The sequence below is a fragment of the Staphylococcus caprae genome, assembly GCF_002902725.1.
GTDB classification, from domain to species: Bacteria; Bacillota; Bacilli; order Staphylococcales; family Staphylococcaceae; genus Staphylococcus; species Staphylococcus caprae.
In genome coordinates this window covers 52,574-78,200 of sequence record NZ_PPRT01000038.1, presented here as the reverse complement: position 1 = coordinate 78,200, position 25,627 = coordinate 52,574, and the positions used below count along the sequence as shown (strand labels likewise).

The 25,627-nt window shown below is 32.2% G+C and carries 21 protein-coding genes; 4 read left to right on the top strand and 17 right to left on the bottom strand.

Annotation, left to right across the window (positions count from 1 at the left end):
* Positions 1-2: 2 nt before the first annotated feature.
* From alsT to parE, 3 genes are all read right to left on the bottom strand, one after another.
* Complete coding sequence (alsT, locus tag CD155_RS08345) at positions 3-1,466, bottom strand: glutamine transporter AlsT (protein WP_103213046.1); 1,464 nt, start codon at positions 1,464-1,466, stop codon at positions 3-5.
* Between the two features lie 216 nt (positions 1,467-1,682).
* Positions 1,683-4,085: a DNA topoisomerase IV subunit A gene (gene parC / locus CD155_RS08340; RefSeq protein ID WP_103213045.1), complete on the bottom strand. Its 2,403-nt coding sequence runs from the start codon at positions 4,083-4,085 to the stop codon at positions 1,683-1,685.
* Positions 4,082-6,076 (bottom strand): DNA topoisomerase IV subunit B, encoded by a 1,995-nt coding sequence (gene parE / locus CD155_RS08335; RefSeq protein WP_083321690.1) that lies wholly within the window; start codon positions 6,074-6,076, stop codon positions 4,082-4,084. Before parE ends, parC begins: the two co-directional genes overlap by 4 nt.
* A gap of 208 nt (positions 6,077-6,284) precedes the next feature.
* Here parE and plsY point away from each other — a divergent pair, with 208 nt between their 5' ends.
* Both plsY and CD155_RS08325 read left to right on the top strand, forming a co-directional pair.
* Positions 6,285-6,893 (top strand): glycerol-3-phosphate 1-O-acyltransferase PlsY, encoded by a 609-nt coding sequence (plsY, locus tag CD155_RS08330; RefSeq protein WP_002442738.1) that lies wholly within the window; start codon positions 6,285-6,287, stop codon positions 6,891-6,893.
* A gap of 205 nt (positions 6,894-7,098) precedes the next feature.
* Positions 7,099-7,395, top strand: a complete 297-nt coding sequence (locus CD155_RS08325) for a HesB/YadR/YfhF family protein (protein ID WP_070872654.1) — start codon at positions 7,099-7,101, stop codon at positions 7,393-7,395.
* Positions 7,396-7,442: 47 nt separating this feature from the next.
* On the opposite strand, the gene menI is transcribed toward CD155_RS08325, so the two are convergent.
* The 3 genes from menI to CD155_RS08310 form a co-directional block, all read right to left on the bottom strand.
* Positions 7,443-7,910, bottom strand: a complete 468-nt coding sequence (gene menI, locus CD155_RS08320) for a 1,4-dihydroxy-2-naphthoyl-CoA hydrolase MenI (RefSeq protein ID WP_103213044.1) — start codon at positions 7,908-7,910, stop codon at positions 7,443-7,445.
* 133 nt (positions 7,911-8,043) lie between these two features.
* Entirely contained in the window at positions 8,044-10,749 is a 2,706-nt protein-coding gene (gene acnA / locus CD155_RS08315; RefSeq protein ID WP_002442733.1) for an aconitate hydratase AcnA, read from the bottom strand.
* Positions 10,750-11,041: 292 nt separating this feature from the next.
* Positions 11,042-12,682 carry a BCCT family transporter gene (locus tag CD155_RS08310; protein ID WP_002442731.1) on the bottom strand — a complete coding sequence of 547 codons (1,641 nt, stop codon included), beginning with the start codon at positions 12,680-12,682 and terminating at the stop codon, positions 11,042-11,044.
* Between the two features lie 214 nt (positions 12,683-12,896).
* Between CD155_RS08310 and mscL the strand changes: the two genes are divergently transcribed.
* A complete protein-coding gene (gene mscL / locus CD155_RS08305) occupies positions 12,897-13,253 on the top strand; it encodes a large conductance mechanosensitive channel protein MscL (protein WP_002442730.1) in 357 nt (118 codons plus the stop codon).
* Between the two features lie 241 nt (positions 13,254-13,494).
* On the opposite strand, the gene sbcC is transcribed toward mscL, so the two are convergent.
* The 7 genes from sbcC to sosA form a co-directional block, all read right to left on the bottom strand.
* Complete coding sequence (gene sbcC, locus CD155_RS08300) at positions 13,495-16,524, bottom strand: exonuclease subunit SbcC (protein ID WP_103213043.1); 3,030 nt, start codon at positions 16,522-16,524, stop codon at positions 13,495-13,497.
* A 3-nt stretch (positions 16,525-16,527) separates the two neighbouring features.
* Positions 16,528-17,652, bottom strand: a complete 1,125-nt coding sequence (gene sbcD, locus CD155_RS08295) for an exonuclease subunit SbcD (protein WP_103213042.1) — start codon at positions 17,650-17,652, stop codon at positions 16,528-16,530.
* Between the two features lie 113 nt (positions 17,653-17,765).
* Positions 17,766-18,233, bottom strand: a complete 468-nt coding sequence (locus CD155_RS08290) for a CcdC family protein (protein WP_037541428.1) — start codon at positions 18,231-18,233, stop codon at positions 17,766-17,768.
* Between the two features lie 307 nt (positions 18,234-18,540).
* On the bottom strand, positions 18,541-18,777 hold the full coding sequence (locus CD155_RS08285) for a YneF family protein (RefSeq protein ID WP_037541427.1): 237 nt from the start codon (positions 18,775-18,777) through the stop codon (positions 18,541-18,543).
* A 228-nt stretch (positions 18,778-19,005) separates the two neighbouring features.
* Positions 19,006-20,994 carry a transketolase gene (gene tkt / locus CD155_RS08280; protein ID WP_103213041.1) on the bottom strand — a complete coding sequence of 663 codons (1,989 nt, stop codon included), beginning with the start codon at positions 20,992-20,994 and terminating at the stop codon, positions 19,006-19,008.
* A gap of 124 nt (positions 20,995-21,118) precedes the next feature.
* Positions 21,119-21,364, bottom strand: coding sequence for a DUF896 domain-containing protein (locus tag CD155_RS08275; RefSeq protein WP_002442718.1), 246 nt, complete (start codon positions 21,362-21,364; stop codon positions 21,119-21,121).
* 178 nt (positions 21,365-21,542) lie between these two features.
* Positions 21,543-21,776 (bottom strand): DNA damage-induced cell division inhibitor SosA, encoded by a 234-nt coding sequence (gene sosA / locus CD155_RS08270; RefSeq protein WP_002442716.1) that lies wholly within the window; start codon positions 21,774-21,776, stop codon positions 21,543-21,545.
* A gap of 142 nt (positions 21,777-21,918) precedes the next feature.
* Between sosA and lexA the strand changes: the two genes are divergently transcribed.
* Positions 21,919-22,539, top strand: coding sequence for a transcriptional repressor LexA (gene lexA, locus CD155_RS08265; RefSeq protein ID WP_002442714.1), 621 nt, complete (start codon positions 21,919-21,921; stop codon positions 22,537-22,539).
* Positions 22,540-22,769: 230 nt separating this feature from the next.
* Here the strand turns inward: lexA and CD155_RS08260 are convergent, their stop codons facing one another.
* The 4 genes from CD155_RS08260 to rpmG form a co-directional block, all read right to left on the bottom strand.
* Complete coding sequence (locus CD155_RS08260) at positions 22,770-23,795, bottom strand: CAP domain-containing protein (protein WP_172605832.1); 1,026 nt, start codon at positions 23,793-23,795, stop codon at positions 22,770-22,772.
* Between the two features lie 13 nt (positions 23,796-23,808).
* Entirely contained in the window at positions 23,809-24,786 is a 978-nt protein-coding gene (gene guaC, locus CD155_RS08255; RefSeq protein ID WP_070831500.1) for a GMP reductase, read from the bottom strand.
* Between the two features lie 159 nt (positions 24,787-24,945).
* Complete coding sequence (rpsN, locus tag CD155_RS08250; protein ID WP_002442709.1) at positions 24,946-25,215, bottom strand: 30S ribosomal protein S14; 270 nt, start codon at positions 25,213-25,215, stop codon at positions 24,946-24,948.
* A gap of 218 nt (positions 25,216-25,433) precedes the next feature.
* The gene (gene rpmG, locus CD155_RS08245; RefSeq protein ID WP_001831295.1) at positions 25,434-25,583 is read right to left on the bottom strand and encodes a 50S ribosomal protein L33; all 150 of its coding nucleotides are present in this window, start codon (positions 25,581-25,583) and stop codon (positions 25,434-25,436) included.
* Between the last annotated feature and the right edge of the window lie 44 nt (positions 25,584-25,627).

Genomic DNA, 25,627 nt, shown 5'->3' with positions numbered 1-25,627 from the left:
CATTATTTGTGATTACGAGGTATCTTACCTTGTTGTCCCCAAGATTCAATACCAAATAAGTTGATTTCTAAATTTTCAGGTTTAAATACAGGTTTCTTACCTTCTTTACGTTGTTGCTGATAATCTTTCATCACAGCGAAGGCTATATTAGATAATCCGATAATCGAAATGATATTTACGATAGCCATTAATCCCATAAATAAGTCAGCAGTGCTCCAAACCGTTTCAGTTTTCGCAACTGCACCAATAAATACTAAAAGAACAACTAAACATCTAAAGATAAATAATACTGCTTTATTTTTAGATAAAAATTCGATGTTTGATTGCCCATAATAGTAGTTACCAACTACAGATGAGAATGCGAATAAAGTAATTGCAACTGTTAAGAAAATACCGCCAGCAGAACCTAAATGTTCATTTAGTGCTGATTGTGTAACCGCAACACCTTGAGGCGCATTTTCTCCAAACTTCAAGCCAGAATATAACAGAATCATAATGGCTGTAGCTGTACAAACTAACATTGTATCAAAGAACACACCTAATGATTGAATTAAACCTTGTTTAACTGGATGTGGCACAGCAGCTGTTGCTGCAGCATTTGGCGCAGAACCCATACCAGCTTCATTTGAGAATAAACCACGTTTAATCCCTTGAAGTATAGCTGCACCTACAGCACCACCAGTGACTTGTTGTAAACCAAATGCACTTTTAATAATAGTGCCAATCATTGGAACGATTTGATCAATATTTAATAATAAAATAACGAGTACCATTCCTATGTAAATGATTGCCATGATAGGTACGATGAGTGATGATAATGTTGCAATGCTTCGTACACCACCAAAAATGATAATAGCAGTGATAACCGCTAAGATAATACCAGTTATAACAGGACTCACATGGTATTGCGTATTTAGAGACTCTGCGATTGTATTAGATTGCACTGTATTAAATACAAACGCAAATGTAACCGTGATTAATGTCGCAAAGACAATACCTAACCATTTTTGGTTCAACCCTTTTGTAATGTAATAGGCTGGACCACCACGGAAACCGCCCTCTTTATCATGCACTTTATAAACCTGTGCTAATGTTGCTTCCATAAATGCACTTGCTGCACCAATAAATGCGATAATCCACATCCAAAATACTGCACCAGGTCCACCTAAAACGATCGCCGTAGCTACACCGGCAATATTACCAGTACCTACACGTGAACCAGCACTAATCGCAAATGCTTGGAAAGGTGATATTCCTTTTTTACCACTACTTAATGTCTCAGGTTTCTCAGTGAGTGCTCTAAACATTTCAGGCAACATTCTTAATTGGACAAATTTAGAACTAATTGTAAAGAAAAATCCTGCTGTTAATAGTAATCCAATAAGATATTGCGACCAAATCAAATCATTCCCGACTTGAACAAAAGATTTAAACCAGCCAGGAATCAAATTATCGAAATCTTGCAAATCGAATCCCTCTCATCCTCTTAAATTTATTCTCTTAAACGCACCAAGAGATTTATGCTACTTTTTTATCATCAAAAAAGTTTTACTAGTACTGAATCAGTACCGTATACCTAACTTTTTGAATCCTCAAATTAAACATAAATCCCTTGTGAATTTTTTAGTTAAGATTATTAAGAATAATTTTATCATTTTATTATGCGATTGCATATACTTTTTTTATTCTAAAACCATATTTACAACTTGTCCAAATTCATCTACATCGATGATAAATGAACCATTCGTATATTGTTCAGACAGATGAACATCAGTTATACTGCCCGATTCTTCATTACTATTTGAGAAAATTGTGTACGTTTCTTGATTTTCTCTCACTACAGCTGCATCGACAATGCGGTGTGGATTTTTCTTCAGCTCTTTTAATAAAGTAATACCGCGTTGAGCACGTTTCGCTGCTTGAAGCACTTTATAGCTAATACGTTTAATAGCGCCACGTTGTGTAACCATAATGATTGAATCAGATTCATTTACCTCTTCAGTCATCACCACATAATCTTCATCTTTAAGATTAATAGATTTAACACCTGCTGCTCTTAGACCTGTGTCTGATAATTCGGCTGTAGAATATGTAAGTGACATACCTTTATTAGTAATTACCGTGATAAGCTGATCCGATTCTAAACGTACCACATTGATTATTTCATCTTTGTCTTTCACTTTCATACCTACAAGTGGCTTATTGAATCTTGTTGTTTTAAATTGAGAGACACTACTCTTCTTAATCATTCCATTTCTTGTTGCCATTACATAGAAAGCATCATGATTAAAATCTTTTTCATTATAAACATTAATCACTTGCTCATCTTCGTCGATAGGAACAATTTGTGAAACGTGTTGACCTAATTCTTTCCAACGAATATCAGCTAACTTGTGTACTGGAATAAATAGATAACGTCCTTTGTTAGTAAATACTAATACTGTATCTTGAGTATTTACTTCTTGATATTTTAACAATCTGTCTCCGTCTTTTAATCCAATTTCAGTCACACCGCTCGCGTTAAAACTACGAGTAGATGTACGTTTGATATAACCGTGACGAGTAATACTTAAAATGACTTCCTCACTAGGAACCATAACCTCTTTATCGATTTTAATTTCAGAAATCTCAGCTTCAATTGCTGATAAACGATCTACTTTGAATTTTTTCTTAATCTCATTGAGTTCGTCTTTGATAACTGTTAATAACGCGTCATGATCATCTAAAATATTTCTTAATTTTTTAATTAATGCTTCTAATTCGTCATGTTCTTCTTCTAGTGCCACGATATCCGTATTAGTTAATCTATACAATTGTAGCATGACGATGGCTTCTGCTTGTGCTTCTGTAAAATCAAACTCAGCAACTAAATTATCTTTAGCATCTTTTTTGTTCTTAGAATTACGAATTAAAGCAATCACTTCGTCTAAAATAGATAAAGCTTTCATTAAACCTTCAACGATATGCATACGTTTTTCTGCATGATCTAAATCATAACGAGTTCGATTAGTGACAACTTCAATTTGATGATTTAAATAGCTTTCAATAATTTCTCGTAATCCCATTAATTTAGGTCTACCATCACTAATAGCGACCATATTGAAATTATAAGAAATTTGAAGATCAGAATTTTTATATAAATAGTTTTTAATCGATTCACTATTTACATCTTTCTTCAATTCGATAGCAATACGTAAACCAGTTCTATCTGTTTCGTCTCGAACTTCTACAATACCGTCAACTTTTTTATCTGCACGGAGTTCGTCAATACGTTTAACTAAACTACTTTTATTTACTTCATAAGGTATTTCAGTAACAATAAGTTGCTTTCGTCCACTTCTTAACTCTTCTTCATCTACACGTGAACGAACGACTATTTTACCTTTACCAGATTCATAAGCTTTCTTAATACCATCAACACCCTGTATGATGCCACCTGTAGGAAAGTCAGGACCTTTAATATATTTCATTAATTGACTCACAGTGATATCAGGGTTATCTATGTATTTCAAAGTAGCTTGAATGACCTCTGCTAAATTATGAGGTGGAATATCTGTAGCATAACCAGATGAAATACCAGTAGAACCATTAACTAGAAGATTCGGGAATCTTGAAGGCAATACCATTGGTTCTAAAGTCGTATCATCATAGTTGGGAATGAAAGATACAGTTTCCTTATTAATATCGCGTAGTAATTCTTCAGATAACTGGCTTAATTTAGCTTCTGTATAACGCATAGCTGCAGGCGGATCGTTATCGATACTACCGTTATTACCATGCATTTCAATAAGTACGTGACGTAGTTTCCAATCTTGGCTTAAACGTACCATTGCATCATATACTGAAGAGTCGCCATGAGGGTGATATTGTCCAATAACATCCCCGACTGTTTTAGCACTTTTACGGAAATTCTTATCAAATGTATTACCACTTGAATACATTGCAAATAAAATTCGACGTTGTACTGGCTTTAATCCGTCTCGTACATCGGGTAATGCACGCTCTTGAATAATGTATTTACTATAACGACCAAAACGGTCACCGATAACATCTTCAAGTGACAAGTCTTGAATTATCTCACTCAATTCGTTTCCTCCTCAATATATTCTTCGTTCTCTAATACTTGAACTTCTTTATTATCTAAGATACTTTGATCTTCTTGCATACCAAACTCTACATGGCTTTCAATCCATTCACGACGTGGTGCAACTTTGTCGCCCATTAGTGTCGTTACACGTTTAGATGAGCGCACTTCATCTTCAACCTGTACACGTATTAATGTACGCGTCTCTGGGTTCATTGTTGTTTCCCATAGTTGTTCCGGATTCATCTCACCTAAACCTTTATATCTTTGTAATGTAAAGCCTTTACCCAATTGCTTTTGTAATTTTTCTAATTCATCATCCGTCCATGCGTATTCTACTTTTTTAGATTTACCTTTTCCTTTTTCCAATTTATATAAAGGAGGCAACGCTATAAAGACACGACCTGCTTGTACAAGTGGCTTCATGTATTTGAAGAAGAATGTTAATAGTAATACTTGGATGTGCGCACCATCTGTATCCGCATCGGTCATAATAATTATACGATTGTAATTACTATCTTCAATTTTAAACTCATTACCTACACCAGCACCAATTGTGTGAATGATTGTGTTAATTTCTTCATTCTTGAAGATATCTTCAAGACGTGCCTTTTCCGTATTAATAACCTTACCACGAAGCGGTAAAATAGCTTGGAATTTACGGTCACGCCCTAGTTTAGCAGAACCACCAGCAGAATCGCCCTCTACAAGATAGAGCTCATTTTTATCAGTGTTTTTACTTTGAGCAGGTGTTAATTTACCAGATAGTAATGTATCTTTGCGCTTGTTCTTTTTCCCAGAACGTGCATCTTCACGTGCTTTACGTGCAGCCTCTCGAGCTTGTTGCGCTTTAATAGCTTTTTTAACTAATGATTTAGAAAGTTGTCCTTTTTCCTCTAAGTAGAATGGCAATTTCTCAGATACAACTGAATCAACAGCACTTCTAGCTTCAGAAGTACCTAATTTAGATTTAGTTTGGCCTTCAAACTGTAGTAATTCTTCAGGGATACGTACAGAAATGATTGCAGTCAATCCTTCACGTATATCATTACCATCTAAGTTTTTATCTTTTTCTTTTAATTCATTGATACGACGCGCGTAGTCGTTGAACACACGTGTCATCGCAGTTTTGAACCCAACTTCATGTGTTCCGCCGTCTTTCGTACGAACGTTATTTACGAAACTTAGAATACTCTCAGAATATTGATCGTTATACTGGAAAGCAACATCTACTTCAATATTGTTCGCTAATCCTGAAAAAGTAGTAACGTCATGTAGTACTTCTTTACCTTCATTGACATAACTAACAAATTCTTTAATACCTTCTTCGTAATGGTAAACTTCTTCACGTTCTTTACCACTACGTAAATCAGTAAGCGTGATTTTTAAATTTTTTAATAAAAACGCAGATTCTTGTAAGCGTTCACTTAAAACATCAAAATTAAATGACGTTGTCGCCTTAAATATCTCTGGATCAGGTTTAAAAGTGACTTTCGTACCCGTCTTTTTAGTTTTTCCTTTTTTATTCAAACCTGTCGCAGGCATTCCACCATCTTTAAAACTTTGAGTATAAATATTTCCATCTCTATGTATTTCAACTTCTAACCATTCACTCAAGGCATTAACAACTGAGGCACCTACACCATGAAGACCACCTGATGTTTTGTAGCCGCCTTGACCAAATTTACCCCCAGCATGCAAAATCGTGAAAATGACTTCAACAGTTGGTTTACCAGAGGCATGGATACCTGTAGGCATCCCACGTCCATTATCTTCAATTGAAATACTGTCATCTTTATTAATAGTTACAGTAATCTCATCACCATAACCATTTAATACTTCATCGACGGAGTTATCGACAACTTCATATACGAGATGATGTAATCCACGTTTATCAGTTGATCCTATATACATACCAGGTCTCTTTCTAACAGCCTCAAGGCCTTCAAGTACCTGTATAGAATCATCTGAATAAGTATTTTGTTTATTCATTGCCAATGATTTCGCCCTCCTACAAACGTACGTTCGTTTTTAAAACTATACAATAGTTATTCTTATATAAATTGGCTTAAATTGCAAGTATCATTTATATAATCAAGTTGTTTTGATTGCAGTAATTTAATAAATTGAATTATCAATGTTCTAATTGTTTATGAATATGGTAAAATGAAGCTAAGTCACTAAAGGATGTGTAAGTTTTATGATGATTGTCGTCATGTTAGTTTTAAGTTATCTTATCGGTGCATTTCCAAGTGGATTAGTAATTGGAAAGTTATTCTTTAAAAAGGATATTAGACAATATGGGAGTGGCAACACTGGAGCAACAAATAGCTTTCGTGTTTTAGGGAGGCCAGCTGGTTTTGTAGTAACATTTCTAGATATTTTCAAAGGATTTATTACAGTCTTTTTCCCATTATGGTTCCCAGTACATGCGGACGGAGTGATTAGTACTTTCTTCACTAACGGGTTGATTGTAGGGTTATTTGCAATTTTAGGCCATGTGTACCCTATCTACCTTAAATTTAATGGTGGCAAGGCTGTAGCTACAAGTGCTGGAGTAGTACTTGGCGTTAATCCTATTCTACTCTTAGTCTTAGCGATTATATTTTTCAGTGTTTTGAAGATATTCAAATATGTTTCATTATCTAGCATTATCGCTGCTATTAGCTGTGTCATCGGCTCTCTTATTATACATGACTATATATTGCTCGGAATGAGTGGACTTGTATCAATTATACTCATTATTCGACATAGAACAAATATTGTTAGAATTTTTAAAGGTGAAGAACCTAAAATTAAATGGATGTAACTTAAAATTTTGAAATTCAACACTAGAGGTATACTTACTTCTAGTGTTTTTATTTTCAAAAATTATAGAACGGCTAAACTCAGTGTTTTTTAATACGCTTGTAGGCTGTATAAATTATCTTTACATTTGTGATGTGCTATAATGCGAATATTATTAAAGATTTAAATTACATTTTAAATATAATTAATACTGAAGGGGTGAAAAAATGAATATTGAACTTACAGATGAAGCGGTTAATTGGTTCAAAGATGAACTTGATTTGCCAGAAGCTAATAAAGTACTTCAATTTTATGTAAGATATGGTGGAGAATTTCAACTTAAACAAGGATTTAGCCCTGCGTTTAATGTCGAGCAACGAGAAGATATAGAAATTGGTTTTGAAAAGAACTACAATGGTTTAAATGTTGTTGTAGCTGAAAAAGACTTATGGTACTTCCAAGATGATGAAATCAAGGTAGATGTTGTGAATCATGAAGATGAAATATCATATAGTAAAAAGTAAAAAAACGACCCTCTTTTGAATCACTCAGAAGCGGGTCAGTTTAATATTTATAAATTTTCGATGCCATTTTTAACTTCTGCATCTTTACCTTCTTGATTTAATTCGGAAACTTTACTATAAGTTTCATGCCATTCAGGGAAGTAGCGATCTAGACGAATAGGTCTAAAATTATCAGCTTTCATACAAATTAATTCAGTTGATCCTGTAGTTGCGAGTTCACCTTTTTCATTGTAAACCTCATAACAATATAAAGAACGTAGTCTTGAATACTTTTCAACCCATGTTTTAATCGTTACTTTTTCAGGATAAAAAATAGATTTCTTATACTTGATATTTAAATCAGTTACAGGAGAAATGATACCTTCTTTCTCCATATCAGCATAGCTAAATCCCAGTTTTCTTATGTAGTCTGTTCGAGCAACCTCAAACCATGTAGCATAGTTCCCATGATAAATAACTCCCATTTTATCTGTTTCTTGGTACCTCGCTTCAATTTCAGTCAAACTATAAATCATATTAATAAGTCCTTCTTTCAGCTTTTGTTTCTTAGTTATATTGTAAGCATAACACAAAGAAGCCGTGCCAACATAAACGTTAACACGGCAAGTGGTTCAACTTAACACATACTTAAATTATTATGAAATAAGATTATTGTGCTAATTTATTTCTTAGTACCATTTGTAAGATACCACCATGACGATAGTAATCTAATTCTACTAATGAGTCGAAACGTACGATAGCTTCAAAGTCTACAACATCGCCATTTTCTTTTTTAGCATGAACTTTAACTAAGTCATGTGGTTGAACATCTTCAGTAATATCCACTGAGATTTCTTCTTTACCATCTAAACCTAATGACTCTGCAGAATCACCTTGTTGGAATTGTAATGGTAAAACACCCATCATTACTAAGTTTGAACGGTGAATACGTTCGTAACTTTGAGCAATAACAGTTTTAACACCTAATAAGTTAGTACCTTTAGCTGCCCAGTCACGAGAAGATCCCATACCATAATCATTACCTGCTAATACAGCTAATCCAGTACCATCTTCTTTATATTTCATTGCAGCATCATATATAGGCATAATTTCTTCAGTTGGCCAATACGTTGTGAAGCCACCTTCAGTACCTGGAGCTAATTGGTTTTTAATACGAATATTTGCAAATGTACCTCTTACCATTACTTCGTGGTTACCACGACGTGAACCATATGAGTTAAAGTCACGAATAGGTACATCATGATCTAATAGGTATTTACCTGCTGGTGTATCTTTACCGATAGCACCTGCTGGAGAAATATGGTCAGTTGTAACTGAATCACCAAATTTACCCATCACACGTAAGTCTTTAAGTGGTTCAATTGTTCCTGGTTCTTTAGATAAACCTTGGAAGAATGTTGGATTTTGAATGTATGTTGAATTTGGATCGAAATCATACAATGGTTCATCAGTAACATCGATTTCATTCCACATTTCATTATTATTATATACATTTTTGTATTCTTCTAAGAATAATTCTGGAGTAACGACACTATCAACAGTATCTGAAACTTCTTTAATTGAAGGCCAGATATCTTGTAAATAAACATCTTCTCCATCTTTGCCTTTTCCAATTGGTTCATTTTGTAAATCGATATCTACCGTACCAGCTAATGCATAAGCAACAACCAATTGAGGTGAAGCTAAGTAGTTAGCTTTTACTAATGGATGGATACGACCTTCGAAGTTACGGTTACCAGATAATACTGAAGTTACTAATAAATCTTCGTCCGCAACTGCTTTTTCAATTTCTGGTAATAAAGGACCTGAGTTACCGATACATGTAGTACAACCATAACCTACTAGGTTGAATCCTAAATCATCTAAGTATTCTTGTAAGCCAGAATCTCTTAAATAACCTGTAACAACTTTTGAACCTGGTGCTAATGAAGTTTTAACGAATTCAGGTACTTTAAGACCTTTTTCAACTGCCTTTTTAGCAACTAAACCTGCACCTAACATAACGTAAGGGTTAGACGTATTTGTACAAGATGTAATTGCAGCAATTGCAATGTCACCAGTTTTCATTGTTGAAGTTGAACCATCATTGAATTTAATTTCTGCTTTCTTATCAAATTCACTGTCATCTAAACCATGACCTTGGTTGCCTGCAGGAGCAGTAACAGATTTTTCAAATTCAGTCTTCATGTCACTTAAGAAAATTAAATCTTGAGGACGTTTAGGACCAGATAATGAAGCTTCAACTGTAGATAAATCTAAGTCAATAACATCAGTATATTCTGGGTCTTCTTTTTCAACATCAAAGAACATATTATTTTGTTGTAAATATTCTTTAACTAATTCAATATGGTCATCTTTACGACCAGTTAATTTCATGTATTTAAGTGATTCTTCATCTACTGGGAAGAAACCACAAGTTGCACCATACTCAGGCGCCATGTTAGCAATTGTAGCACGGTCAGCTAATGGTAAATGTTGTACACCAGGGCCGAAGAATTCTACAAATTTACCGACCACACCTTTTTTACGTAACTCTTCAGTAACACGTAAAGCTAAGTCAGTTGCTGTAGAACCTTGTGGTAATGAATTAGTTAAACGTACACCGATTACTTCTGGAATTGGGAAGTAAGATGGTTGACCTAACATACCAGCTTCAGCTTCGATACCACCAACGCCCCAACCTAATACGCCGATACCATTGATCATTGTAGTATGAGAGTCAGTACCTACTAAAGTATCTGGGAATGCAGTTTGTTCACCATCAACGTCACGCACGTGGACAACATTAGCTAAATACTCTAAGTTTACTTGGTGTACGATACCTGTTGCAGGTGGTACAGCGTTATAATTATCAAAAGCTTTAGTAGCCCAGTTTAAAAATTGATAACGTTCATAGTTACGTTCAAATTCTAATTTCATATTTCGTTCTAAAGCATCAGGGTTTGCATAGCTATCTACTTGTACTGAGTGGTCAATAACTAAATCAACTGGTACTTCAGGGTTAATTTTATTAATATCTCCACCCACATCATTCATAGCTTTACGTAATGATGCCAAATCTACTACTGCTGGCACACCTGTAAAGTCTTGCAAGATTACTCGAGATGGTTTGAAAGGTACTTCACCTTCGTTACCTTCTTTACCAAATTCACTTAATGATTTAATGTGATCGTCAGTAATTACAAAGTCGTCTTCTTGACGTAATACAGATTCTAACAAAACACGAATTGAGTAAGGTAATTTTGAAATTTTAGTTAAACCTTTTTCTTCTAATGTCTTTAAATCATAGTAAGTGTATGACTGGCCATTTAATTGGAAATGTTTCTTTGCTTGTTCTTTAAAATTAGAAGCCATTTAATATCCCCCTTGATATTTCTATATATTTATATGCCGTTAATTAAATTGTATTATTATATGTTTATCAAAACAACTGTGTAACATCATAAAAGACACTATTTACGTTTCGCATTTTTAATCAGGTAGTATAAGTAAAAGTTATCATTGACTGTTAGTGCAATAAGTAAATATTATTAATTGAGAATGGTTATCAATCCCAATTAAAATGAACCTTTTTGCTTTTCAAAAAATTTAATAATAAAAAAACCTATAGTATGAATTAATTTTCATACTATAGGCTAAAATTTAACTATTCTTCTTTTTCTTTATTTCTTCTAGCTTCTCTTTTTTCAAGAATATCTGACTCATAATCTTCTTGTTGATATTTAACATAATCTTGTAAACGATGTTTATTTGGAGTCAGTGTTAAACCAAGGAACTTACGCTCTTGATTGGCATCTTTATAGAAACTAATCATCATCATTATGACGACGAACGAGAATGGGAAGGCACTAATAATCGCAGCACTTTGAATAGAATTCAACGCTTTTGAACCATCACCGCCACCAGCTAGTAACAGTACGAAAGCAATTAGAGCTTGTGCAATACCCCATGTAACTTTAACTAAACTACTTGGATTTAGAGAACCAAATGTTGTTTGCATACCTAAAACGAAAGTAGCTGAGTCCGCAGAAGTTATAAAGAATGAAGCAATTAATAATAATGCAATGATAGATAGTATCGTACCTATTGGCATATGATTGAATACACCGAATAGTTGCGTTTCTGGTGACATTTTGAATAATTCAGGATGTTTTTTACCTGTTTCAATACCTAATACACCAAATACACTGAACCATACAAAGCTTACTAAAGCTGGAACTAATAATACACCTGAAATAAATTCTCGGATTGAGCGTCCTTTTGATACACGGGCAATAAATACACCAACAAATGGACTCCAACTTAGCCACCAACCCCAATAGTATAGTGTCCAAGTAGACATCCAATCACGTTTTTGGCCATTTAAAGCTGCAGTATCAAAACTGTTGAATAAGAATGTATTAAGTAAATTACCAGTTGAACTAGTTAACATATTTAGTATTAAAACTGTAGGTCCAATAATTAATGTAATAATCATTAATATAGCACCTAAACCAATATTTAAGTTACTTAAATATTGAATACCTCTACTTAAACCAGACCACGCACTTGCGATGAATAAAATAGTTACAACTACAATGATGATTCCTTGGACTAATGTATTGTTAGGAACTTTAAATAGGTAATTCAATCCACCATTAATTTGTAAAGCTCCCATACCTAAGGAAACTGCTACGCCGACTAAAGTAGCAAAGACAGAAAGAACGTCGATGAATGTCCCAATAGGTCCTTCAACTTTATCTCCTAAAATCGGACGTAGTGTTCTAGAAATCAACCCAGGTTCATCTTTACGGAATTGTGCATATGCTAAAGCTAATGCAACCACACCGTAAATAGCCCACGCATGGAATCCCCAATGGAAGAATGTTGATCTTAAAGCTTCAGTATAGGCTTGAGTTGTTTTAGGATCAGCTGTTGGGGGCGCAGCAAAATCGGCCATTGGTTCAGCAGCACCATAGAAAACTAATCCTATTCCCATACCAGCACTGAATAACATTGCGAACCATGAAATTGAGTTGAATTCAGGTTTGTCATGAGGTTTACCTAACTTAAGTTTGCCGATTGGGCTGAAAATTAGGAAGATACAAAAGAAAACAATAATCGTAGTAAGAATTAAGTAATACCAACCTAATTTATTAGTAATCCACATTTTAATAGCATTTGTAATGCCATCAAACTTCTCAGGCCAGATTGCACCTATGAGTACGACTATAGCTACTATAATCGAACTATAGATGAATACAGAAGAAAACTTCTTATTCCCTCTTTTTTGAGAAGAAGAATTCATAATTAATTACTCCCTTCATCCAAATATTTAATTTTCAAAGTAGTAAAATTAAATAATTATATTTTTATCTTAAAAAATTTAACTTTACTAATACACTTCTACTAGGATATCAAACGTCTTTTTCATAATCAAATTTGCATAAATATAGTATTTGCTAAATTTATTATATGTTGTATAATTACTCTTACATTTTACATAGAAAGGGACTATACATATGTTAAAGGAATTTAAAGAGTTCGCCCTTAAAGGTAATGTATTAGATTTAGCCGTTGCCGTAGTAATGGGCGCAGCATTCAATAAAATTGTCACTTCATTAGTTCAGTTCATCATTATGCCTTTAATAGGTAAAATCTTCGGTTCAGTAGATTTTGCTAAAGATTGGTCTTTCTGGGGCATAAAATATGGTCTTTTCATACAATCAATCATTGATTTTATAATTGTTGCTTTTGCTCTTTTCATCTTTGTAAAAATTGCTAATACAATTATGAAAAAAGAAGAAGAAGAGGAAGAAGTAGAAGAAAATACAGTTTTATTAACTGAAATCAGAGACCTATTAAGAGAAAAAAATTAATAAACATTTGAGGTTGGGACATAATTAATTGTCTCAGCCTTTTTTAACATATTGGCAGTAGATGTCTGAATTGAAAGTGCGCTTATATCAAGCTTCTTTCAATCCTAGCCATCCTTGCCGGAGGGCCCCCAACATAGAGAATTTCTTAAAAAGAAATTCTACAAACAATGCAAGTTGGGAGAGGGACAACGAAAATAATTTTGCTAAATTATATTTCTGTCTCACTCCCATTTTTTGTCTTCTAATTTCTCTTAAATTGTGTGTTGCTTTGGTATTGATTACTTGAAACCTCTAGTATTAATGGTATCCTTTGTTTTAATTCACTAACGTGAGAGATAATTCCTACCATTCTCCCCGACGATCTTAAATTGATGAGTGTATCAAGTGCAGTTTCCAACGTTTCTTGATCTAATGTGCCGAACCCTTCATCAATAAACATTGATTCTAAAGTAATACCTCCTGATTCTTGTTGCACGATTTCGCTTAATCCTAAAGCTAAAGCAAGAGAAGCTTGAAATGTTTCTCCTCCGGATAAAGAACTGATATGTCTTGATTTATTAGAATGAAAATCAAATACATCAATCTCTAAACCGCTAAACCCTTGTGAAACTACTTCTCTCCTAACCAATTGGTATCTATTACCACTCATTTGTAATAGTCTTTGATTAGCTTGGAAGATAATTTTCTCTAAATAGTAAATCAGTACATAGTTCTCTAAAGTTAATTTGTGACTATTTTTACCAGAAAGTATTTCAGTTAACAGAAATATCTCTTGTTGTTCTTTTAATTCATCATTGAGAATCGAAATAAGTTCTTTGATTTGTTTGATATTCTTAAGATTAGTTTCATTTTTATAATCTATCGTTGCAATTTCTGAATTAATCTCATCTAGTTCTTGTTTTTTATTAATCAATTGAGCTTCAATATCTTCTATATTTGATAATTCTTTGCCGTTAACAAGTTTTTCCAAGCGTTTTATTTCAAATTCATAGTTTTGATATTCAATATTATACTTATTTATCTTTTCTTCAATCGTTTGCTTTTGATTACTTAACTCAATTGTCTCTTCTATTTGTTCATAAGTTTCAAAGCCAATACGCTTCATTTCTTTTTCAATATTATTTTCAAGTTCTGTTTTTTCATTGTTTCTTTTTTCTAAATTATTATTAAAGTTCTCCACGTTATTTAATTCAATGGTTAAATTACTTTTATTTTCAGTCAATTGATTTTTAATGTCTTCTAAATGAGTATTGAACGAATGTAATTCTTCTTTTCTCTTTTCATAGTAGTCTTTAAATGTACTAACCTTTTCAAATTCTGTACTATCTTCAAAATCATTGAGTCTAATATTAATTTGTTCAAGTTGAGCTTTCTTATTATTTATCTCTAAATCTAATTCGTGACGACTTTTATCAAGATCTTTTTCTTTCTCATTAATCGATTCTAAAAATTTATTTTCTTTTTGTTGTTTACTTTTAACATCTTCTATGTGTGCTAACTTAGTTTTGAGTGTCTCTATATCTTGTGTTTCTTGAACCTGAAAATCTAACTCACTTTCTCTATTTTTTAATTCTTCTCTTCTACTTTCTAATCGAATTAATGTTTCTTTTAGTGTGGTTTTATTATTTTCAAGTTTTTCTATCTGTTCTTTCTTTTTAGCAATTGACTCAAAATCAATATGTTCACCTAAAGATTGAATTTCATTACCACAAATTGGACAAGTGTCACCTATAGAAAGAGCTGATTTGATTTCTTTAATAAATGTTTGTTTATCATTAAGATCAACATTTGTAGCATCCACTTTAGCGATTAAAGATTTAATATTACTATATTTCTCATTCACTTCTTTAATTTTTTCATTGTTTTCCTGTCTGTCTTGTTGAATTTTCTTAAATTGGTTTTCTTTTTCTATATATTTATCTATATCCTCTATTGATTTTTTAAGTTCAACTATTTGTTGAGAATATTGATCTATTATTTCATAGTCTCTCGTCTTCCCATTAGATTGGTTTAATAAATTTTCTTTTTCAGCTTTAAAATGTTTATGCTTTTCTTCAAGTTTGCCTATTTCTTCAATTAATTCCGTTTTTCGGTTATAACTTTTTATGAAGGTATCGGCATTATTATAAAAATTAACATTCAATTTAAGATAATCATTAATTTTTTCAAATTCTTTTTCTTTAGGCTTTAGAGTATTAAATTCATTTTCTAGATTTCTAATCTTCTTTTTAAAATTTTCCGCTTTAATCTCAGCTTTTTCTATCGCTAATTTTAATTCTTCGATTTCACTATTCACTACTTGTTCTCTCTTAAAAGAAGTGATTAGAATATTTGATTCATTTATTTTATTTAATTCAACCTTTAGTTCTTTTATTTTGTCTTGTTCTTTCTTTAAATTTTCAAATTGTTCTATTTGTTGGTTTAAAGCTTCAATATTTTGCTTCAACTCTTTATTTAAATTATATTTATTAGATATTTCTTCTACTTCTTTATTAACTGATGTCTTCTTATCTTTATAATCTGATAATAACTGTTTACCATATTCAATAAAATCTGATGTCTTTTGAATAATTTTATCAGTTTGAGAGCTATCTATTTCTTTTAACTTTGATAAATTATCATTTTCATACGTAGCGAGACTGTTCCATAAATGATTGATTTGATTATATCTGTTTTCTATTTGAAGTTTTTCATTTTTAACACTATCCATTAAATAACTTCTTATTTCCTCAAAACGTTCACTATTAAATAAAGTTCTAAGAATAGATTGCTTATCTTTACTATTTGATTGAAGAAATTTTTTAAATTCACCTTGAGGTAATATAAAGAGTTGACGGAATTGCTCAGCATTCACTCCCATTAATTGAACAATAAATTGATTTCCAGCATTCACTCTACTTTCTTTCAATTCATATTGATGATCAATTTGTTCATAAATATCAAGTTTTGCGTGCGTCTTTGTTGTGTTTCCTTCCTTTATAAAAGGTGCTTCTCTATGAACTTTAAAAATCTGATTATGAAGTTTAAACTCATAAGTCACGCTCATAGGTGATTTACCATCAGCAAAATGACTTCTTAAGTCATCTTCTTTTCTATTTTCAGTAGAAGCTTTACCGAATAAAGCATATACAATGGCATCAAAAATCATAGTTTTACCAGAGCCTGTTTTACCACTAATTAAAAATAGCTGATTATTTTCAATTTGGCTAAAGTCTATTGTCTCATTAAGGAAAGGACCAAAGTTATTTAATTGGAGTTTGATTGGTTTCATAATTTAGACTTCCTTTCCCATAATTTGATTTAAAATATCTGCAACTTTTTTTGACTGGTTTTCACTCATAGTCTCATTCGTCATCGTTTCATAAAAATTTTTAATAATCGATTGGTCGTCTTGTTTTTTTATCTCTATATTTCTATATTCTTCATTAATTTCAAAAGTTTGATTAGTTAGCGCTAATGTATTTGGATATATTTGCTTTAATTTCATCATAGGATCATTGATGTGAGACATATTCGAGAGTTTAAAATGTATATAATTATCTTTATTTTTGATTGGTAAACGCTCTTGAATGACATCATCATAATCTCCTTCTATGACTTCTAACTCACGTAAAGGTTTTATTGGTACAAATGTATCTTCAATATCCTGCTTCTCTTTAATACGAACAATTCGGTAACCTTTCGCTTGATTAATTTCAGAAAATGAATATTGTAACAATGAACCACTATACTTAATCGTATTATCATTAATACTAAAAGGATGATGTAGATGACCGAGCATAACGTAATCAAATTGTTTAAAAGATTGTTTCTCTACCGATTCAACAGTTCCTATAGTTAGAGGTCTTTCAGATTCAGAAGTTTTACCACCTTGAATAGTTAAATGACCAATAAGAATGTTAACTTTGTTACGATCTATACTTTGAGTCATATACTCTAAACAGCTATTCAAAGCTTCTTGATGCGTTGATATGTCCTTATCTTTGAAAAAGTCTTGTACTTCACTCACAGTAGCAAATGGTAATGTGAAAAATTGAATACCATTAATCTCAATAGGCTTATGAATATCTTCTAATTTCGTCCTTATGTATAAATGATTGCTTTCAAACCACGATGCACCATAATTCAATCTTTCTTTACCATCATGGTTTCCACTAATAATAATGATAGGTATGTGAAGTTTGATATTCAATTCCGCAATTGTATCTTCAAGTAAACCCATTGTCTCCTTACTAGGATAAGATGTATCGTACAAGTCACCTGCAATAACTATAACGTCAGGTTTCTCCACTTTCATTTGATTTACAAACTGAGTTAACACGTATTTTTGATCTTCTAACAGTTGTTTACCATTTAATATTTTCCCAAGATGCCAATCAGCCGTATGTATGATTTTCATATTCATCCTCCTAATAAGAACGTTTGTTCGTATTTTTATTGTATAATCTTTTTATCATACTTTCAAGTAAAAAAGCCACTTATCAAATCTGATGACAAGTGGCTTTTCCCCCATTATTTAACTAATGATTTTTTTAATTTTTTATACTTATAAAACATTGCTAATCTCCAAGGCACAATCATACAAAATGCTAATAAGAAAAACATACCAGCAATTTCTCCAGGATCAATTTCATTACTAATAAAAATTTTGATGACTGTTCTTATGATTAATAAAGAAATTAAGATAACGGGAAAAGCTTTAGAGCGTTTCATATAAATTTCGCTACCTTTTACTTCAAATCTAGATGTCCAAATTAAAACCGTAGAGAAGAGTACACCTAAAATCAGAGATTCCAACATTTCCATTCCAGTTAGTCTGAAATATGGAATTATATACATTAAAGCTCCTGTCGCCATAAAAAATGGAGGTAAAATGATTTTCTTTTCATTAACAGGAAACTTTTGAGCTTTCATTCTGATTACAATTACTACTGCACCCATTAAAAACGCGACTACAATAGAAAATATTAGATAAGCCAATTTGACACCTTCTTATGACATAAACTTAATACTCTTAATTCATCACATGATAGTATATCACTATCACTATATCAATGACTACTTTAAACTTTCTAAAAATTAAAAAGTTGAATGATTTAATTTGTAAAAATTGCTTATGGAAACGCTAGGATTGAGAGAAGCTTGTATTAGTACACTTTCAATTCTGAGAACTCTCCCCAATGCGTTAAATGCGACTGAAAAATTAAATGATATCCCAACTTCTTAGAAAAATAAAAAATCGGACGTCACAATGCTATATACACTGCAACGTCCGTCATAGTAAATTTTATTTACCTTTCATGTTTTGATCCATGTTTTTATTCATCATTGTCATCATCTGATTAATTTTCTTTTGTGATGGTTTTTGACCCATTTGCATCATCATCATACGTAGCATTTCTTCATTGATAGGTGGGTTTTTTTTGAGGTAATCCATCATATATTTTCTTGCTAGGAAGAAACCACCGATTAATCCTATGATAAGTGCTAAAATGATTAAAATTATTGCTAACCAAGTTGCCATTGTTTCACCCACTTTCTTTATCCTACTGAATTTTACTAAATTCACTTAGTTATTTCAAGAGCTTCTTTAAGACTCGTATATGCTATTCCAAAAGTTATGATAACAAATTACAGTTTTACAACACAATACAATCATCAATAATAAAATAAAAAGGTTACTAACTAATAAACTTTAGCTAGTAACCCAAATATAATATTGTTTATTTTACAATTCTAAGTATTTATTTACTTAAAATGTACGAATTTGATTTAAAATATTTTCTTTAGTGAAGCCATATTTTTCAACGACTAAATCTCCTGGAGCACTTGCGCCAAAGCCATCAATACCGATAACTTTACCTTCAGTACCTACATATTTATGCCAACCAAGTGGAGAAGCCATTTCTATAGCGACACGTTTTGTAATAGAAGTTGGTATCACTGATTCTTTATATTCATCAGATTGTTGTTCAAATGCAAACCAGTTTGGCATAGATACGACTCTAACACCTTTACCTTGTTTGTCTAAGTCTTTGGCAGCTTCTACTGCTAAACTTACTTCTGAACCAGATGCTAATAATAAGTATTCAGGTTCTTTTTCAGTTTCAAATACTACATATGCACCTTTACGAACTCCTGCTTCAACAGTTTCTTCTGCAATATCTAATGTAGGAAGATTTTGACGAGTTAATACTAAAGAAGTTGGCGTATTTTCAGATTCAAGTGCAACTTCCCATGCAACACGTGTTTCATTACCATCAGCAGGACGAATAACGTTCATATTAGGAATTGCGCGTAAACCAGCTAATTGTTCAATTGGTTCATGAGTTGGGCCATCTTCACCTACTGCAATCGAATCATGAGTGAATATAAATGTTGAATTAAGACCCATTATAGCTGACAATCTTAAGGCAGGTTTCAGATAGTCACTGAATACAAAGAACGTTGCTCCATATGGATGTAAACCACCATGAGCGGCCATTCCATTTACTGCTGCACCCATGGCAAATTCACGTACACCAAACCATATATTTTTACCTTCAGGTGTTTCTTTGTCATAATCTTTGGCTTCTTTAACATTTGATTTATTTGAACCTGCTAAATCGGCAGAGCCACCGAAGAATGATGGTACAGTTTGACTAAGTTTTTGAATAATCTCTCCAGAATCTGCTCTAGAAGCTCCTTTATGATCTAAATCATATTTTGGTAATTCTTTTTCGTAATTTTGAGGTAATTTACCACTAATAGCTAACTTAAATTCTTCAGCTAATTCAGGGTATTCTTTACTATAGTCATCTAATTTAGCTTTCCAAGCATCTTCATTTTCATTTGCACGTTTTAGCATTGTAGTTTGGAAAATTTCATATACTTCATCTGGCACGTTGAAACGTTTTTCAGGATCTAAACCATATGCTTCAAAAGTAAGTTTTCTTTCATCTTCTCCTAATGGTGCACCGTGAACACCATTTGAACCAGCTTTATTAGGTGAACCAAAGCCAATTACAGTTTTCACTTCAATAATTGTTGGACCTTGTTGTGATTTAGCTTTATTAATAGCATTATCTATTTCTTCCAAGTCATTGCCATCTTTCACTAAGATGTAATTCCAACCATATGCTTCAAATCTAGATTTTGTGTTTTCAGAGAAAGATTTATTTAAATCTCCGTCTAAAGAAATATCATTAGAATCATATAACACAATTAACTTATCTAACTGATTATGACCAGCAAATGACGCTGCTTCATGTGAAATTCCTTCCATTAAATCTCCATCTGAAGCTAACACATAAGTATAATGATTAACCATATCATAATTGTCTTTGTTGAATTTACCAGCCAAGTGATTTTCAGCTAGAGCCATTCCGACTGACATTGCAAAACCTTGTCCAAGAGGGCCAGTTGTAACTTCTACGCCATCTGTATGTCTGAATTCTGGGTGACCTGGCGTCTTAGAACCCCATTGTCTAAATTGTTTAAGTTCTTCTAATTCTAGACTGCCAGATACGTGTAATAAACTATATAGTAAAGCAGACCCGTGACCTGCTGATAAGATAAATCTATCTCTATTAAAATAATCTTTAGATTGAGGATTAAAATTCAGATGACGTGTCCATAGTGTATATGCCATAGGAGCTGCTCCCATAGGTAAACCAGGGTGTCCTGAATTTGCTTTCTCGATAGCATCTATACTAAGCGCACGTATCGTATCGATAGCTAATTGGTCTTTTTCATTAAACATCGTTGTGTCTTCCCTTCTTCAAATAATATCTATATTTAATTATAACTTATTTTAAATTAAAATGATAAAGAAAAATCAGATAAATTCACTCACATCATATGATGAATAAACAATATCAATTCATTTAATCTTTTCCTTTATTTTCTCTTTCGGCCTGTATTTTCTTAAGTTTTTCAGGTGTTACATCATTACCTTCAGGGTCTATTACTTTAGTATTTTCGATTTGTTGTTTGAATCCCTTTCTAAATGAATCTAAATATTGTTTTCTTAGCTTTGATTGTTCTTTAGCCTCTGCTTCAGTTAAACCTTTTTCCTTCTTTTTCTTAGCTAATTCATTAATTCTGTCTATATTCAAATCTTCCTTAGACATATATTGCAACTCCTTTTTTATAAAAATTACTCATTAAAGATGCTCATTTAATATTTTACGATGAGTTTCTATAAATATTATAGAAGTAAAATTCTTGAATAGAATATATCAAAAAAATGAGCATAACCAAATCGTTAAGCTCATTTCATCCATCTTAATTCATTCTTTTATAATAGCTTTAATTAACTAATGCGAACACTGAAGTGTCATTTTGTTCGCTATTTTGTTTATATTCAACTTTATCGTTAGTTTTATTATTATCTTTTTGATGAATTTCATGATCCGTCATTTCGTACGTTTGTTCTGAATGGGCGCTTTGATTCACACTTAAAAAGAATGTTAGAAATACCATGCAAGAGACGAGTACTACAGCTATATATATTAAAAACTTTTGTTTTGTATTAGTTAACATCAATCTCACTCCTAGAACGTTTGTTTGTATATTTAATTTACCAGAACGAATGTTCTCTGTCAACAACAAAACGAACAAACGTTTGTTTTTATTGTAGATTAATGCTATAATCAAATTAAATAAAATTAGGGAGTGCCTATATATGAGAGAACTAACTAAACGACAAAGTGAGATTTATGATTACATTAAACATATTGTTCAAACAAAGGGTTATCCACCTAGTGTTAGAGAAATTGGTGAAGCAGTTGGCTTGGCATCTAGTTCCACAGTACATGGACATTTATCAAGACTAGAAGAAAAGGGCTATATTAGAAGAGACCCTACAAAACCAAGAGCCATTGAGATAGTTAGCGAACAATTAGATGAAGTAAATGTAGAAGAAACCATTCACGTTCCGGTAATTGGTAAAGTTACAGCGGGTATGCCAATCACAGCAGTAGAAAATATTGAAGAATATTTCCCATTACCAGAACATTTAACGTCAACGCATAACAGTGATATCTTTATTTTAAATGTAGTCGGCGACAGTATGATTGAAGCTGGAATTCTAGATGGCGATAAAGTGATTGTACGAAGCCAAACGATTGCTGAGAATGGTGATATCATTGTTGCAATGACAGAAGATGAAGAAGCTACAGTAAAACGTTTTTATAAAGAAAAGAATCGTTATCGTTTACAACCTGAAAATAGTACTATGGAACCTATTTATTTAGATAATGTCATAGTAATTGGAAAAGTTATTGGATTATACAGAGAAATGTAGTGATTAATTACTATTCTCTCTAATAAGACCTCCTTTATCATATATAACTCATATAACATGTAAAAAGACTAGGCAGTTCATTTATCGAACTACCTAGTCTTTTGTTTAGAACCTTTTTTTAAAATATCTTTGACTTTATCCAATACATCGGGTTGTTTTTCATTTTTAGTTGTCATATATATCTACATCCTTACAACATACAAATACCCCTATATCTTATAGATAAACGTTTATCCGGTATAATCTTCGGTCCAAAATGGTTGTTTATCTTCATTAAAGTCAACACCTAAACCTAAATTCTTATAATGCGTATTGAGTATATTCTTTCTATGACCTAAGGAATTCATGAGTCCCTCGTGAGCATATATACTACTTACTTGCCCATAGGCCAAGTTTTCTCCTGCTGCATTAAAATCTATATGGTCCATTTTCAATCTATCAAATGGAGAGTTCCCTTGTTTGTCGGTATGATCGAAAAAGTGATCTTCAGACATATTGACACTGTGCTTTCTAGCAGTATTAGAAATTGTGCTTGAATATTTCAAAGTATTTAATCCATGTTGTTTACGTTCTGAATTAACTAAATCAAAATCTTGTAATTCAAAACTCTTTTCCAGTGATTTAGAAGGAGCTCCGTATTGATTTCGTAAACGATTCTCCATATTTTCACTTACTTGCAACAATGAGGTTACCCCATTACTTTCATGTTTATCATAGAACACCGTCGTGTATACATGATCTTTGTGGAACACATCGTACTCTTTATTTTTAACTTCGAAACGATATCTCCCTTTATTAATATATTGAATGGGGTTTCCTAACCGAGATCTAACAGTTTCTTTAGGAGTTGCATATTTTATCTTTGATTTGGAAGAAATTAAGTTCTGATTTGTATACATCGCATTAACTCGATTTTTAATATAGCTAATCATAATAAAGTTATTATAATCTTTGTCGTAATACGTATACCAATTTGTTCCATACTCATTGGAAGTCACACGCTTTTGATGACCTAATTTATTTTCAACATCTTTTTTAGTCATATTCATTTGAATATTGTTAATCGCAAATTCTTGTTTATTTGGTATAGCTAAAGCATTTTCACTACTGTTTGTATCATCATTTAACCAAATGTCTACTTTGTGTCGAACCTCATTTTGAAAATGAATCAAAGGCGCTACTTCTTTAATCGGAGTGAATATAACAACACATAATAAAACTACAAAAAATAATAGAAACCTTTTAATTATTTCCACCTACTACTTCATTTTAGTCTCTATCACCATTAAAAATAGAGTTTCTCACAATGACATAGTCAACAGTTCTTAGTGATTTCAAGTCTTTACCACCTGCATATGAAATTGAACTTTGTAAATCTTGTTGCATCTCAGTTAAAGTATCTTTAAGTGAACCTTTATGTTCTACAAACATCTTTTTACCTTCAACATTTTTATGTTCACCTTTTTGGAATTCTGAAGCACTACCAAAATACTCTTTATATTTTTTACCTTCAAGTTCAACTGTTTCACCTGGAGACTCTTCGTGCGCCGCAAATAGTGAACCAATCATAACCATTGATGCTCCGAATCGAATAGATTTGGCAATATCACCATGTGTTCTTAACCCACCGTCAGCTATAATAGGTTTTCGTGCTGCTTTACTGCAGATATTAAGTGCAGCTAATTGCCAACCACCTGTACCAAATCCTGTCTTAATTTTAGTGATACAAACACGTCCTGGTCCAATACCTACTTTTGTGGCATCAGCACCTGCATTCTCAAGCTCTCTAACGCCTTCAGGTGTTCCAACATTACCAGCAATCACAAAGCTTTCTGGTAAATATGTTTTGATATGTTTAATCATATTAATTACAGAGTCTGAATGACCATGTGCAATATCGATTGTAATATACTCAGGAACTAGAGATTCTGAAGCGAGTTCTTCTACAAATTTAAATTCATTATCTTTCACGCCAACAGAAATTGAAGCAAATAGCCCTTCATTTTGCATCTTTTTGATGAAAGGAATACGTGCTTTCTCATCGAAACGATGCATAATGTAGAAATAGTCATTTTTAGCAAACCATTGAGCTAATTCTTCATTCATTACAGTTTGCATATTTGCAGGTACCACAGGTAATTTAAAAGAACGTGGTCCGAACTTTATAGAAGTATCACATTCTGAACGACTACTAACAATACATTTATTTGGAATTAATTGTATATCTTCATAATCAAAAATCTTCATTTTTTCTTTTTCCCCTTACAATAGAAAATTTTAATCAGGATAATTTATTAAAACCGAATAATCTCATTAAAAACACTTATATTATTCAGTTATTTATATCCTTATTAACTGTACATTGTTTTTCGACTATTGTAAATGGACTAAAGACTTATATTAAAATTACCAGCTTGATTTTTTAACGCCAGGAATTTGACCTTTATGTGCATGTTCTCTAAAAGCAATTCTAGACATTTCAAATTTACGTAAAACGCCTCTTGGTCTACCAGTGACTTTACATCTTCTAGTAAGTCTTGTAGGAGAAGAATCTCTTGGTAGTTTTCTTAAAGCTTCGTAATCACCTTTTGCTTTTAATTCTTTACGCAACTCATAATATTTTTCTACAAGTTCTTGTCTTTTTTGTTCTTTTACTACTTTAGATTTCTTAGCCATTAAAATAACCTCTTTTCTATAAATCGTAATTATTACGTTTTATAGAATAACATAAATTCTCATTTATACAAGTAAAAAATTTCTTTTAACAATCATCATACATGTCTACTAATTTACCCGTCTGTCATTAAAAACTATTTAAGCAACAAAAAAGTCTCTTCCATAAATTACAGAAGAGACTATCAATTTCAAATTGTCGTATTTGAAAGATAAGAAAATTATTTAGTTTCACGATGTAACGTATATTTATTTAATCTAGGGCAGTATTTTTTCATTTCAATACGTTCTGGATTATTACGTTTATTTTTAGTAGTAATATAGTTACGATCGCCACATTCAGTGCAAGCTAATGTAATATTTACGCGCACGTTAAACACCCTTTCTAATGTTGTTAGGAATTCTTACGATTTAA

Coding starts and splice junctions, on each gene's coding strand:
- lexA (WP_002442714.1), top strand. CDS start 21,919: ATGAGAGAACTAACTAAACGACAAAGTGAGATTTATGATTACATTAAA.
- CD155_RS08285 (WP_037541427.1), bottom strand. CDS start 18,777: ATGGCAACTTGGTTAGCAATAATTTTAATCATTTTAGCACTTATCATA.
- parE (WP_083321690.1), bottom strand. CDS start 6,076: ATGAATAAACAAAATACTTATTCAGATGATTCTATACAGGTACTTGAA.
- rpsN (WP_002442709.1), bottom strand. CDS start 25,215: ATGGCTAAGAAATCTAAAGTAGTAAAAGAACAAAAAAGACAAGAACTT.
- sbcD (WP_103213042.1), bottom strand. CDS start 17,652: ATGAAAATCATACATACGGCTGATTGGCATCTTGGGAAAATATTAAAT.
- sbcC (WP_103213043.1), bottom strand. CDS start 16,524: ATGAAACCAATCAAACTCCAATTAAATAACTTTGGTCCTTTCCTTAAT.
- CD155_RS08325 (WP_070872654.1), top strand. CDS start 7,099: ATGAATATTGAACTTACAGATGAAGCGGTTAATTGGTTCAAAGATGAA.
- CD155_RS08310 (WP_002442731.1), bottom strand. CDS start 12,682: ATGAATTCTTCTTCTCAAAAAAGAGGGAATAAGAAGTTTTCTTCTGTA.
- sosA (WP_002442716.1), bottom strand. CDS start 21,776: ATGTTAACTAATACAAAACAAAAGTTTTTAATATATATAGCTGTAGTA.
- CD155_RS08275 (WP_002442718.1), bottom strand. CDS start 21,364: ATGTCTAAGGAAGATTTGAATATAGACAGAATTAATGAATTAGCTAAG.
- mscL (WP_002442730.1), top strand. CDS start 12,897: ATGTTAAAGGAATTTAAAGAGTTCGCCCTTAAAGGTAATGTATTAGAT.
- plsY (WP_002442738.1), top strand. CDS start 6,285: ATGATGATTGTCGTCATGTTAGTTTTAAGTTATCTTATCGGTGCATTT.
- guaC (WP_070831500.1), bottom strand. CDS start 24,786: ATGAAGATTTTTGATTATGAAGATATACAATTAATTCCAAATAAATGT.
- acnA (WP_002442733.1), bottom strand. CDS start 10,749: ATGGCTTCTAATTTTAAAGAACAAGCAAAGAAACATTTCCAATTAAAT.
- tkt (WP_103213041.1), bottom strand. CDS start 20,994: ATGTTTAATGAAAAAGACCAATTAGCTATCGATACGATACGTGCGCTT.
- menI (WP_103213044.1), bottom strand. CDS start 7,910: ATGATTTATAGTTTGACTGAAATTGAAGCGAGGTACCAAGAAACAGAT.